At 73.7% G+C, this 12499-nt stretch carries 11 protein-coding genes; 10 read left to right on the plus strand and 1 reads right to left on the minus strand.

Going from position 1 to position 12499, the window contains the following annotated elements; translation table 11 throughout:
* The first annotated feature begins 104 nt into the window (after positions 1-104).
* Together ACZ7LE_RS17460 and ACZ7LE_RS17465 are read left to right on the plus strand one after the other, a co-directional pair.
* Positions 105-1244: an N-acetylglucosamine kinase gene (locus tag ACZ7LE_RS17460; RefSeq protein ID WP_470404491.1), complete on the plus strand. Its 1140-nt coding sequence runs from the start codon at positions 105-107 to the stop codon at positions 1242-1244.
* A gap of 109 nt (positions 1245-1353) precedes the next feature.
* Positions 1354-2271 carry a MurR/RpiR family transcriptional regulator gene (locus ACZ7LE_RS17465; protein WP_470404492.1) on the plus strand — a complete coding sequence of 306 codons (918 nt, stop codon included), beginning with the start codon at positions 1354-1356 and terminating at the stop codon, positions 2269-2271.
* An 84-nt stretch (positions 2272-2355) separates the two neighbouring features.
* On the opposite strand, the gene cimA is transcribed toward ACZ7LE_RS17465, so the two are convergent.
* Entirely contained in the window at positions 2356-3987 is a 1632-nt protein-coding gene (cimA, locus tag ACZ7LE_RS17470; RefSeq protein ID WP_470404493.1) for a citramalate synthase, read from the minus strand.
* 363 nt (positions 3988-4350) lie between these two features.
* Between cimA and ACZ7LE_RS17475 the strand changes: the two genes are divergently transcribed.
* The 8 genes from ACZ7LE_RS17475 to ACZ7LE_RS17510 all read left to right on the plus strand — a co-directional run bounded on the left by ACZ7LE_RS17475 (position 4351) and on the right by ACZ7LE_RS17510 (position 12499).
* Positions 4351-5619 carry an inositol-3-phosphate synthase gene (locus ACZ7LE_RS17475; RefSeq protein ID WP_470404494.1) on the plus strand — a complete coding sequence of 423 codons (1269 nt, stop codon included), beginning with the start codon at positions 4351-4353 and terminating at the stop codon, positions 5617-5619.
* Positions 5616-6563 (plus strand): SCO3242 family prenyltransferase, encoded by a 948-nt coding sequence (locus tag ACZ7LE_RS17480; RefSeq protein ID WP_470404495.1) that lies wholly within the window; start codon positions 5616-5618, stop codon positions 6561-6563. The genes ACZ7LE_RS17475 and ACZ7LE_RS17480 overlap by 4 nt, the downstream gene beginning before the upstream one ends.
* The gene (locus ACZ7LE_RS17485) at positions 6560-7501 is read left to right on the plus strand and encodes a sugar phosphate isomerase/epimerase family protein (protein ID WP_470404496.1); all 942 of its coding nucleotides are present in this window, start codon (positions 6560-6562) and stop codon (positions 7499-7501) included. The genes ACZ7LE_RS17480 and ACZ7LE_RS17485 overlap by 4 nt, the downstream gene beginning before the upstream one ends.
* Positions 7498-8268, plus strand: coding sequence for an EboA domain-containing protein (locus tag ACZ7LE_RS17490; protein WP_470404497.1), 771 nt, complete (start codon positions 7498-7500; stop codon positions 8266-8268). The genes ACZ7LE_RS17485 and ACZ7LE_RS17490 overlap by 4 nt, the downstream gene beginning before the upstream one ends.
* Before the next feature lie 2 nt (positions 8269-8270).
* Entirely contained in the window at positions 8271-9149 is an 879-nt protein-coding gene (locus tag ACZ7LE_RS17495) for a TatD family hydrolase (RefSeq protein ID WP_470404498.1), read from the plus strand.
* Between the two features lie 12 nt (positions 9150-9161).
* A complete protein-coding gene (gene eboE / locus ACZ7LE_RS17500; protein WP_470404499.1) occupies positions 9162-10391 on the plus strand; it encodes a metabolite traffic protein EboE in 1230 nt (409 codons plus the stop codon).
* Positions 10388-11788 (plus strand): alkaline phosphatase family protein, encoded by a 1401-nt coding sequence (locus tag ACZ7LE_RS17505; RefSeq protein ID WP_470404500.1) that lies wholly within the window; start codon positions 10388-10390, stop codon positions 11786-11788. Before eboE ends, ACZ7LE_RS17505 begins: the two co-directional genes overlap by 4 nt.
* A gap of 132 nt (positions 11789-11920) precedes the next feature.
* The gene (locus tag ACZ7LE_RS17510) at positions 11921-12499 is read left to right on the plus strand and encodes a DUF6069 family protein (RefSeq protein WP_470404501.1); all 579 of its coding nucleotides are present in this window, start codon (positions 11921-11923) and stop codon (positions 12497-12499) included.

A 12499-nucleotide genomic window follows, 5' to 3' on the forward strand; every position in this document is an offset into this window, starting at 1 on the left:
ACGTCGGGCACGTCCGATATTTGGCGAGAAGAGGCGTCAGAACAGACCAGAATTTCCTCTTCTCTTTAGACAACCTTGCCCTGGTTTCGTGTCAGAATGACCTGGTGTCGGAACACTCACAGGGATTTGATGGAGTGGCGGTCGAGGGCTTTGACGCCTGGGTCGTCGCTCTCGACGTAGGCGGCAGTGGCTCGCGCCTGGTCGCAGAGTTCGGCAACTCCGTGAACCCCGAGCGCATCAGCCTCAGCGGCCGCGCCGTCAAGGTCAACCACCACGGCAGCGACGCCGCATCTGTCGTCGCCTCCCTGTGCCAGTCGTTCAACGCGTGGGCCGCCCGCATGGGCCACCACGGCATGAGCGACGGCAGCACCGCGCCCGTCTCCTCCGCGGCGGTCGGCATCACCGGCCTGACCTCGCTGGTCGAGAAGCCGCTCGAGATCCACGACATCCTCGCCCGCGAGCTGCGGACCAACCGCACCGCCGTGGCGGGCGACGCACTCACCGCACACCTCGGCGCCCTGCGCGGGCGCGCCGGAGCCGTGCTGTCGGTCGGCACGGGCGCCGTGGCGTTCGGCTACGACGGCGTGAACCGCTGGCGCCGCGCGGACGGCTGGGGACACCTGCTCGGCGACCTGGGCGCGGGCGTCTGGGTCGGCGGCGAGGCGCTCCGCGCCGCGGGCCGGTACCACGACGGCGCGAGCCGTGGTGCGTCGAAGCGCCTGCTCGAGGCGGCCGTCGCCAAGTTCGGCCTCATCGAGAGCTGGCCCAACCAGTTCTACAAGAACGCGGAGCGCGCCAAGCAGCTCGCGTCGATGGCGCCCGAGGTGATGATCGCCGCGGCCGAGGGTGACGCCACGTCGATCCGGATCCTCGAGGAGGCCGGGCGGCACCTCGCCGACACGCTGGCGAGCGCGCTCGGCCGCGACATCCCGCCGCTGGCCTCCACGACCGGTCGCCTGGTCCAGGAGGAGTCGCCGCTCACGGTGTCGCTCACCAAGCACCTCTCGGAGGACCGCCCCGACGTCTCGCTCGTACCGAGCGGAGGCTCGCCGCTGGACGGCGCACTCCACCTCGCCCGCCGGCTGCGCGAGGCGCCCCACTCCGTGACGGGGTTCCGGCCGTGGCTCACCATCCGCGTCGACGGCCACCACACCAGCCGTGACACCCCCGAGGACGTGGGCGGCACCGACATCCTCACCGCTCAGCTCTCGGCGACCGACCTGCCTGGTGACGAGCTTCAGTGAACGACGGCAGTTCACCCGCGTGGTCCTTCACTGATGTGCTGTGCCCGGATCCCCGGTACGGGTGTATGTTCTCGACCCAGCCTCACCACACCATCCCGGGAGATGCGACATGACAGGTGACGTCCTCGTCCGACTCAGGCGCGCACTGCCGACGCTGCGGCCAGCGGAGGCGAGAGTCGCGCAGACGGTCCTCGACGACCCGAACACCGTCGTCGCCTCGACCATCACCGAGCTCGCCGGGCACGCGGACACGTCACAGGCCACCGTGGTGCGGTTCTGCCGCGCCGTCGGCTACGCCGGCTACCCCGAGTTCCGCATCGACCTGGCGCAGGCGACCAGCCGCCGCGAGGTCGAGATGGAGCGGTCCGGCATCGCCGAGGGCGAGATCAACCAGACCGACGACATCGAGGCCGTCGTCTCCAAGATCGCGTTCCACGAGGCGCGCACCATCGAGGAGACCGCCCGCATGATCGACACGGACGCGATCGAGCGCGTCGCGGTGGCGATCTCCGAGGCCAAGCGGGTCGACGTCTACGGCGTCGGATCGTCCAACCTCGCCGCCGCCGACCTCGCGATGAAGCTGCAGCGCATCGGCGTCTTCGTCTTCAGCTCGCCCGACCCGCACCAGCAGCTCGCCTCGTCGGCGCTGCTCGAGCCGGGCAACGTGGCCGTGGCGGTCTCGCACTCCGGCCAGACGCGCGAGACCAACCAGGCCCTGGAGATCGCGCGCAAGCGCGGCGCCCTCACGGCGGCGATCACGAACTTCCCCGACGCGCCGATCGGCCTCGTGTCCGACGTCGTGCTGGCCACCACCGCCCGCGAGACGCAGTTCCGGGTGGGCGCCATGTCGAGCCGCATCGCGCAGCTCACGGTCGTGGACTACCTGTTCGTCCGCGTCGCGCAGCGCACCTACGACCGTTCCTCGATCGCCATCAAGGCGACGTACGACGCGGTGCGCGACCAGCGCCTCGACTTCGGCACCACCAAGGTGGACCGCTCGACGGCCCCGGCGGCCCCGGTCGCCTGACCCTCTCCGACCTCGCTGAGTGCGGGGTATCTGCGGGCCGACAGCCGTCGACCCCGCAGATACCCCGCACTCAGCGCTGTGGGGTCAGGGGCGCGGCTCCACGTCCGACTTGAGCAGGCCGTAGACGTAGGCCTCCGTCACGGCCTCCCACGCGGCCTCGACCACGTTGGGGCCCACGCCGACCGTCGACCAGGACCGCTCCCCGTCGCTGGTGTCGATCAGCACCCGCGTGATCGCGTCGGTACCGAGCTCGGTGTCGAGGATGCGCACCTTGAAGTCGATCAGCTCGAACCGTGCGAGCTCCGGGTAGACCCGGGACAACGCGGTGCGCAGCGCCTGGTCCAGCGCGTTGACCGGGCCGTTGCCCTCCCCCGTCGTCACGATCCGTTCGCCGCCCGCCCAGATCTTGACGGTCGCCTCGGCCACCGCGGCGGCGTCGGGGGCGTGGACCGACGGCGGGGCTGCGCCCGCGGGCACGGTCTCCACGATGGTGCGCCACGACTCGACGGTGAAGAAGTCGGGCCGCTGCCCCAGCTCGGACAGCAGCAGCAGCTCGAACGAGGCGTCTGCCGCCTCGAAGGTGTAGCCCGCGGCCTCGTCGTCCTTCACGCGGTTCGTGACCCGGGAGAGCAGCTCGCCCTGGCCGGCCAGGTCGAAGCCCAGCTCGCGGCCCTTGAGCTCGATCGAGGCGCGGCCCGCCATGTCGGACACAAGCATGCGCATGTCGTTGCCCACCAGCGTCGGGTCGGTGTGCTGGTACATGTCCGGGTCCACCCGGATGGCACTGGCGTGCAGGCCGCCCTTGTGGGCGAACGCGCTCGCGCCCACGTAGGGCTGCCGGGCGAACGGCGAGATGTTCGTGAGCTCGCTGATGGCGTGCGAGATCCGGGCGGCCTCCCGCAGGCCGCCGTCCGCCAGGAGGGACATGTCGCGCTTGAGCTCCAGGTTGGCCACGACCGTGACCAGGTCGGCGTTGCCGGTGCGCTCGCCGTACCCGTTCACGGTGCCCTGCACGTGGGTGGCCCCCGCCTCGACGGCGGCGAGCGAGTTGGCCACGGCGCAGCCCGTGTCGTTGTGCGCGTGCACCCCGAACCGCTGGTCCGGCCCGACGGCGGTGCCCGCCCGCAGCTCGGCGACGATCTCGCCGACCCACGTGGGCAGCATGCCGCCGTTGGTGTCGCACAGGGTGACCACCTCGGCGCCGGCCTCGAACGCGGTGTGGACGGCGCTGGTCGCGTACTGCGCGTCGTACCGGTAACCGTCGAAGAAGTGCTCGGCGTCCAGCACCACCCGGCGGCCCTCGGCGACGAGGAAGGAGACGGTGTCGGCGATCATGGCGAGGTTCTCGGCGCGGGTCGTCCTCAGGGCGCGCTCGACGTGCCGCACGTCCGACTTGGCCACGAGCGTGACCACGGGTGTGCTCGCGTCGAGCAGGGCGCGCACCTGCGGGTCGTCGCCCGCGCGGACGCCGGCCCGGCGGGTGGCGCCGAAGGCCGCGAGCACCGCGTTCTTCAGGGTGAGCTCGGTGGCGGCACGGGCGAAGAAGTCGGTGTCCTTCGGTACCGCCCCCGGCCAGCCGCCCTCGATGTAGCCCACGCCGAGCTCGTCGAGCAGCGCCGCGATCGCGAGCTTGTCGGAGACGGAGAGGTTCATGCCCTCCTGCTGCGCGCCGTCACGCAGCGTCGTGTCGTACACCTGGAACGAGGCGGTGGTCATCGATGCTCCCAACGATGTGTCTGGCGATGTGTCCGGCGGCCGGGCTCGGAGCCGGGTCGTCGGACCAACAAAAAAAGACCCTCCGGGTGTGGAAGGTCTGCGCGTCCGGTGGGGTGTCGCCGGACGCGCTACGAAATGATGATCACCTGTCGCAGGGTGGAGCTCGGGGTGAGGCACTCAGTCATGCGGGTCATAGTGCCACAGCGCGACGGCACGCGGAAGTGCTGTCCAGAAGCAGGGGCGTCGCGACGCCGTGCGTGCCCCGTCTGGCGGCCGGCCCGGTAACTCCGGCCTTGTCGGAAATCTCTCTTCTCCCGACGATCTCCGAACTTTTGTTTGCCAATCGCCATAAGTGGGACTAGCGTGCTCGCGACGACGTCGTCGGACTGGGGAGCGATGATGCACCACGCCTCTGCACGCCACAATGCCTCCGAACGGACCGGTATCTGGTTCGTCGGGGCCCGCGGCTCCGTGGCCAGCACGGCCACGGTGGGCCTCGCGGCCATCGCCGAGGGGCAGGCCCCGCCGACGGGCTGTGTCACCGCGCGGGAGCCCTTCGCCTCGGCCGGTCTCCCCGCGTTCGCCGACCTCGTGGTCGGCGGGCACGACATCTCCTCGGTCACCATGACCAAGCGCGCGGAGTGCCTCGTCGAGACCGGCATGATCGGTCCGCGGCTGTTCGCCGCCACGCACGACGCACTGGAGCGGGCGGACGCCGAGGTGCGCCCCGGGTACGACCCGCACGCGGCGTCGGGCACAGGTACAGGTACGGGCACGGACGAGGGCGCGGGCCTGTCCCAGCAGGCGGTGGCCGAGCGGCTCGCCGCCGACATCACGTCGTTCCAGGAGCGGCACGACCTGGCGCGGGTCGTCGTGATCGACCTGTCCTCGACCGAGCCGCCCGTCGACCCGGCTCCCGAGCACGACGATGTCGACGCCCTGCTCACGGCCCTGGCCGACCCGGGGCGCGCGGTGCTCCCCGCGTCCTCCGTCTCGGCGTACGCGGCGATCCTTGCCGGAGCCGCGTACGCCGCCTTCACGCCGTCGGCGGGCATGGGCCTGCCCGCGCTGACCCGGCTCGCCCGGGAGCGCGGCATCCCCGTGGCCGGGCAGGACGGCAAGACCGGGCAGACGTGGCTGCGCACCGTGCTGGCGCCCGCGTTCGCCGCCCGCGGGCTGAAGGTGCTCTCGTGGGCGGGCACCAACCTGCTGGGCGGCGGCGACGGCGCCACCCTCGCGGACCCCGACGCCGTGCGCAGCAAGCTCGCCAGCAAGAACCGCGGGCTGACCGCGCTGACCGGCAGCGACACCACTCCCCTGCACATCGACAACGTGCCCGACCTGGGCGACACCAAGGTCGCCTGGGACCACGTGCACGTCGAGGGCTTCCTCGGGTCACGGCTCACGCTGCAGACCACGTGGAGCGCGCACGACTCGATGCTCGCCGCCCCGCTCGTGCTCGACCTGGCCCGCCTGCTCGCGCTCGCGCACGCCGCCGGGATCAGCGGGCCCGTGCCGGAGCTGGGCTTCTTCTTCAAGGACCCGTGGGGCTCCGACGTGCACGACGCCGCCGACCAGGCCCGCATCGTCGAGGACTGGGTGCGCGACGCCTCGGCCCGGGCCGGGCGATGAGGCCCCGGCTGACGGCGGGGCCGCCCGGCCTCGCCGACGTCGCCGAGCTGGTCCGGGCGCCCGCGGCCCTGAGCGTCGTGGGCGACACGCTGGCCGGGCTGGCTGCCGCGCGCGCGGGCGGCGGGACCGGCGCGCCGACGCCGCTGCGCGCCCGCCACCTCCTGCTGCCCGTCGCCTCCGCCTGCCTGTACCTGGGCGGCATGGCGCTGAACGACTACGGGGACCGGCACGTCGACGCCGTCGAACGGCCTGAACGCCCCATCCCGTCCGGCCGGGTCTCGCCGCGGGCCGCGCTCGCGATCGGCGGGGCGCTCACCGCGGGCGGCGTGGCCGCCGCGGGCCTCGCGGGCGGACGGCGCGCGCTCGGCGTCGCCCTGCCGCTGGCCGCCTGCGTCTGGACCTACGACCTGGTCGCCAAGGACCGCCCGGCCGGGCCGTTCGTCATGGCGGCGTGCCGCGGGCTCGACGTGCTGCTCGGCGCCACGCCCGGGCGCCTGCGGTCGGCGCTCCCGGCCGCCGCGGGGCTGACCGCGCACACGCTGGGCGTCACCGTGCTCTCGCGCGGCGAGGTGCACGGCACGACCCCGCGGGTCGCCGGGGCCGTTGCCGCCGGGACGGTCGCGGGCGCCGTCGTCGCCGCCGCGGTCCCGGCCGCCGCCACGGCAGCGCGGCCGGCCGCCCGCTGGACCACCGTCGCCGCCGCGACCGCCTACGCCGCAGCCACCCTGCCCGGGCAGGTGCGCGCGGCCGCGCGACCCACGGCAGCCAACGCACGGACCGCCACCCGGGCCGGGATCCAGGCGATGGTCCCGCTGCAGGCCGCCTGGGCGGCTCGCTCGGGGAGCCTCGGCACGGCGGCGCTCCTGGCCGGCGTCGCCGCCGTCGGAAAGGGGCTGCGCACGCTGGGCCGCGCACGCGGCCGCGCCGGGGTGAGCATCACGTGAGGCCCCCGTTCCTGCTGGGCTACGGCACCAACGGCTTCGGCGACCATCCGCTGCGGGTCGCCCTCGACGTGCTCGACGACGTGGGCTACGACGCCGTCGCGGTCACGCTCGGCTTTCCGCACCTCGACCCGTTCGCGCCGCTGGCCGGCGACGAGGTCCGGACCCTGCGCGCCCACCTGCGGCGGATGCGCGGGGGCACCGGGGCCGCGGCGGTCGTGGAGACCGGCACGCGGTACCTGCTCGACCCGCTGCACAAGCACCGGCCCACGCTCGTGGACCGCGACGCCGCTCTCCGGATGCGGTACCTGGAGCGTGCGGTCGAGATCGCGGCGGACGTCGACGCCCGGTGCGTCTCGTTCTTCTCCGGCATCCTGCCGGACGACGCGAGCGCCGCCGACGGCTGGGCCCGTCTCCGGGAGCGCGTCGGCGCCCTGGTCGAGTACGCCGGGGAGCGTGGGGTGCGGCTCTCGCTCGAGCCCGAGCCCGGGATGCTCGTCGAGACGGTCGGCGACGCGCTGCGGCTCCTGGGCGACCTGGGGACGCCGCCCGAGCTGGGTATCACCGTCGACGTCGGGCACTGCCTGGTCGTCGAGCCGGACGGCGTCGAGGGTGCGCTGCGCGCCGCCGCGCCGTACCTGAGCAACGTGCAGCTCGACGACATGCCGACCACGCACCACGAGCACCGCCCGTTCGGGCAGGGCGACCTCGACCTGCCGCTCGTGCTCGCGACGCTCGCCGACATCGGCTACACGGGGGTCGCCGCCGTCGAGCTGCCCCGCCACTCCCACGACGCGCCCCGGCTCGCCCGCGACAGCCGGGCCGCCCTGATGCGGGCGTGGGCGGACGTCACCGGCGCCCGCACCCGCCGCCACAGCGGCACGACCAGCACCGACCTGACCCAGACCGGCTCGACCAGCAGCGAAGGGGTTCTGTCATGACCGTCACCACATGCATACCCGCGGGCACGCCCGGCGCCACCTGGCTCAGCGAGGCGCTCGCCGAGGTCGCACGTGATCCCGACACCGTGACCCGCGCCTTCGCGTTCGCGGCACGGAAGGTGGGGCGCGGTCCGCTGCACCCGGACACCGACCCGGGCGGCGTCGTGCACGGGACGGTGGACGACGCCGCGCGCGCCGCGCTCGTCGTCGCGCTGGCCGACGCCGTGGGCGTCGGCATGGGCGTGGGCACCGCCGTGGGCGCGGACGCGGACCGGGACTTCACGGACCGCCTGGTGCCCCTGTACCGGCAGGGCGACGGCGCCGAACGGCGCGGCGTGCTGCGGGGGCTGGACGCGCTCACGACCCTGGGCGACCTCGGCCCGGGTGGCGAGCCCACCATGCTCGTGACCGCCGGGCTGGAGCTCGCCGCCGACGCGCTGCGGGCGAACGACCCCAGCCTGGTCGCGGCCGCCGTCGGCCCGTTCGGGGCGCGCTACCTGGACCAGCACACGTGGCGGCACGCGATCCTCAAACTCGTGTTCCAGGGCACGAGCCTGGCCGCCGCGAGCCGCCTGGACCGGCGGGCCGACCACGAGCTGGCCCGCATGGCCCGCGACTTCGCCGCGGAACGCCGGGCGGCGGGCCGGTCCGTCCCGGACGACCTCGACCGCCTCACGGCCGCCCGGCCCACGGACGCCCGGCCCGTAGACACCCGGCCCACGGTCACCGCCATCACGGACACCCGGCTCAGCACCACGAAGGAGTGACGTTGCGCATCCTCGACCCGCACATCCACATGACGAGCCGCACCACCGACGACTACGAGGCGCTGTACGCCGCGGGCGTGCGCGCCGTCGTCGAACCCGCGTTCTGGCTGGGGCAGCCCCGCACCAGCGTGGGCTCGTTCACCGACTACTTCGACTCGCTGCTGGGCTGGGAACGGTTCCGGGCCGCGCAGTTCGGCGTCCGGCACCACGCGACGATCGCGCTCAACCCCAAGGAGGCGAACGACCCGCGCTGCCGCGAGGTGCTCGCCGAGATCCCCCGCTACCTGCTCAAGGACGGCGTCGTCGCCGTGGGCGAGGTGGGCTACGACTCGATGACGCCCGAGGAGGACGAGGTGTTCGCCGCCCAGCTCCAGATGGCCGAGGAGGCGGAGCTGCCCGTCCTGGTGCACACGCCGCACCGCGACAAGCTCGCCGGCACGCGCCGCACGCTCGACGTCGTGCGCGAGTCCGGGCTGGCGCCCGAACGGGTGCTCGTGGACCACCTCAACGAGACCAACGTGGCCCTCGTGCGCGACGCCGGCGCGTGGGCCGGGTTCTCGATCTACCCCGACACCAAGATGGACGAGCACCGCATGGTCGCGCTGCTCCAGGAGTACGGGACCGAACGGATGATCGTGAACTCCGCCGCGGACTGGGGTCGTTCCGACCCGCTCAAGACCGTCCGGACCGGCGAGGCGATGCTGGCCGCCGGCTTCTCGGAGGACGACGTCGACCAGGTGCTGTGGCGCAACCCGGTCGCCTTCTACGGGCAGTCGGGCAACCTCGTGCTCGACCCCGTCCCGGGGTTCAGCGCGGGCGAGCCGCCGACACCCGGCGTGGAGTTCGAGGGATCGTCCGTGCTGCGCGGCGCGCGGGCCTGAGGGGATACCCGGATGCTGCTCTCCTACTGCACCAACGTGCACCCCGCCGAGGACCTCGACGGTGTGATCGACCAGCTCGCCCGGTACTCCGGGCCGGTGCGCGAGGCCGCCGGCCTCGACACGCTCGGCGTGGGCCTGTGGCTGCCCGCCGAGCTCGCGCACCGCCTGGACACCTCCCCGGCGGACCGCGACCGCCTGCGCGCGGCGCTCGCCGAGCACCGGCTCCAGGTGCACACCCTCAACGCCTTCCCCTACGGCGGGTTCCACCGCGAGGTGGTCAAGCTCGCGGTGTACTCCCCCACCTGGGCCGAGCGCGCCCGGCTGGACTACGTGCTCGCGTGCGCCCGGGTGCTGGCCGACCTGCTGCCCGACGGCGTCGACGGGTCGATCTCGACCCTGCCGCTGGCCTGGCGGGCGCCCTGGACGCGGGCCGACGACGACGAGGCCACCCGCGCCTTCGCCACCCTGTCCGCCGAGCTCCGCGCGCTCCGGCGGAGCACCGGCCGCACGGTGCGGGTCGCCGTGGAGCCGGAGCCGGGGTGCGTGCTCGACACGGTGGAGGACGTCGTGGCGTGGCTCGCCCCGCGCACCGGCACCGAGTACCCGGCCGACCGGCGCATCGACCCCGAGCACGTGGGCGTCTGCCTGGACACCTGCCACCTGGCCGTCTCGTTCGCGGACCCGGCCGGCGCCGTCCGCCGGATCACGGACGCCGGCCTGCGCGTGGTCAAGGTGCAGGCCTCGGCCGCGCTGGAGGTCGCCGACCCGTCCGCGCCCGGCGCGCGGGACGCCGTCGGGCGGTTCGTGGAGCAGCGCTACCTGCACCAGGTGCGCGAGCTGACGCCGTCGGGCGACGTGCTGGCGTCCGACGACCTGCCCGTGGCGCTCGGGCAGGAGCAGTGGCGGCCCGGCCTGCCGGGCGACGGGCCGTGGCGCGTGCACTTCCACGTGCCGCTGCACCACGAGCCCGCGGCGCCGCTGGTCGCGACCACCGACGTCCTGCGCCAGGCCGTGGCGGCGGTGCGGGAGGCGCCGCACGGCGCCGACGCGCACCTCGACGTCGAGACGTACACCTGGTCGGTGCTCCCGCCCGACGCCCTGCCCGTGCAACGGCCCGACGGCGCGGACGAGCTCGTCGCCGGGATCGCCGCCGAGCTCCGCTGGGCCGGCGAGCACCTGCTCGCGGCGCCGGTCGCCCCCGCCCCCGCCCCCGCCCCCGCCCCCGAAGGAGTGGACGCATGAAGCCGGTCCTGCTGCTCGACGTCGTCGGGCTGACCGCCCGCGCCCTGGCCCACATGCCGCGGCTGAGCCGGCTCGCGACGTCCGGCTGGCAGTCCGAGCTGGCCACCGTGCTGCCCGCGGTGACCTGCAGCGTGCAGTCGACGATGCTCACGGGGCTGATGCCGGCGCAGCACGGGGTGGTCGGCAACGGCTGGTACTTCCGCGAGCTGGGCGACGTGTACCTGTGGCGGCAGCACAACAAGCTGGTCGCCGGCGAGAAGCTGTGGGAGGCGGGCCGCCGCCACGACGCCGGCTACCGCGCCGACAACGTGTGCTGGTGGTACGCGATGGGCATGACCACGGACGTCACGGTCACGCCACGCCCGATCTACCACGCCGACGGCCGCAAGTCCGCCGACGGGTACGTGCGGCCCGCTCAGCTGCACGACGAGCTGGTGGGCCGGTTCGGCGACTTCCCGCTCTTCCAGTACTGGGGCCCCACGGCGTCGATCGCCTCGACGCAGTGGATCGTCGACGTGACCCGGCACCTGCTGCGCACCCGGACGTCCCACCTGACGACGGCGTACCTGCCGCACCTCGACTACGACCTGCAGCGGTTCGGCCCGCGCTCGCCCGAGGCGGACCGTGCCGCTGCCGAGCTGGACGTCGCCCTCGCACCGCTGCTGGACGACGCCGAGGCGGCCGGCGTCACCGTCGTCGCCGTGTCGGAGTACGGCATCTCGCCGGCCAACCGGCCGGTGGACATCAACCGGGTGCTGCGGCGCGAGGGCCTCCTGGAGGTCTACGTGCAGGACGGCCGGGAGCAGCTCGACCCGTGGACGTCGCGCGCGTTCGCCGTCGCGGACCACCAGGTGGCGCACGTCTACGTGGACGACCCCGCCGACCTGACCCGGGTCGCGAGCCTGCTGCGCGAGTTGCCCGGCGTCGACGAGGTGCTCGACCGCGAGGCGCAGGCGAAGTACGGCCTGGACCACGAGCGGGCGGGCGAGCTGGTGGTCGTGGCCGAGCCCGGCGCCTGGTTCACCTATTACTTCTGGCTCGACGACGACCGCGCACCCGAGTACGCGCGCGGCGTCGACATCCACCGCAAGCCCGGCTACGACCCCGCGGAGCTGTTCTTCGACCCGGCCGACCCGCTCGCCAAGGCCAAGGCCGGCCTGAACCTCGTGCGCAAGAAGCTGGGCCTGCGGTACGCGATGGGCACCACGCCGCTCGACGCCTCGTACGTGCGTGGCACGCACGGCCGGCTGCCCGACTCGGCCGAGGACACCCCGCTCGTCCTGTGCTCGGACACGCGGATCCCCGAGGCGGTGTCGCACTGGGTGGAGGCCGACGCGGGCCAGGTGCCGGCGTCGGCCGTCAAGAACCTGGTGCTGGACCTCCAGGGCGCGCGCTGACTCCTCCACACCACCCCGCACGTGTCAGACGCTCAGGTCCCTCGGGTGACCTGAGCGTCTGACTCGTCCCGTGCAGCCCGGGCCATTCCGTGATCTAGTGGACCTAGGGCTCACAAACCGGGAGGTAACGCGATGAGCGACCCGAACCGCCCCTACGACCCCGACTACGGCGAGCAGCCGCCGCCGGCCTATCCGCCGCCGGCCCAGGTGCCCGGCACGCCAACCCAGCCCGTGGGACAGCCGCCCGCCGACGCGCGGGTGCAGCCGGTCACGACCGGTACCGAGAACCCGCGCCTCGGCCTGGAGGTCGGCCGGTACTGGGCGGGCGCCCTGGCCACGATGCTGGTGGCCGCGCTCATCGGGCTGGCCGCCAGCTTCATCCTCGAGGAGGTGCTGAACCTCGAGATCCAGCCGCAGGCCGACCTGCTCAGCACCGGTTCCGACGTCATGGCCTGGGTCGTGGCCGGTGCGCTCTTCGCGCTCCTGGCCGCGATCGTGCTCTACCTGCTGGTCCTGAGCACACCGCGCCCGCGGGCGTTCTTCGGCTGGGTGGTCGCGCTCGCCACGGTGATCCTCGCCATGGTGCCGTTCGCCGGCCAGGCCGACCTCGTGCCGGCGGTCCTCGCCGCGGTCGTGTGGATCATCATCGGCTCCGCGGTCTACTCCCTGCTCACGGGGACGCTGAGCCGCACGGTGGTCCAGCGCACCTGA

Source organism: Promicromonospora sp. NPDC110617, from assembly GCF_055598465.1.

Coding starts and splice junctions, on each gene's coding strand:
- ACZ7LE_RS17465 (WP_470404492.1), top strand. CDS start 1,354: ATGACAGGTGACGTCCTCGTCCGACTCAGGCGCGCACTGCCGACGCTG.
- ACZ7LE_RS17505 (WP_470404500.1), top strand. CDS start 10,388: ATGAAGCCGGTCCTGCTGCTCGACGTCGTCGGGCTGACCGCCCGCGCC.
- cimA (WP_470404493.1), bottom strand. CDS start 3,987: ATGACCACCGCCTCGTTCCAGGTGTACGACACGACGCTGCGTGACGGC.
- ACZ7LE_RS17480 (WP_470404495.1), top strand. CDS start 5,616: ATGAGGCCCCGGCTGACGGCGGGGCCGCCCGGCCTCGCCGACGTCGCC.
- ACZ7LE_RS17510 (WP_470404501.1), top strand. CDS start 11,921: ATGAGCGACCCGAACCGCCCCTACGACCCCGACTACGGCGAGCAGCCG.
- eboE (WP_470404499.1), top strand. CDS start 9,162: ATGCTGCTCTCCTACTGCACCAACGTGCACCCCGCCGAGGACCTCGAC.
- ACZ7LE_RS17490 (WP_470404497.1), top strand. CDS start 7,498: ATGACCGTCACCACATGCATACCCGCGGGCACGCCCGGCGCCACCTGG.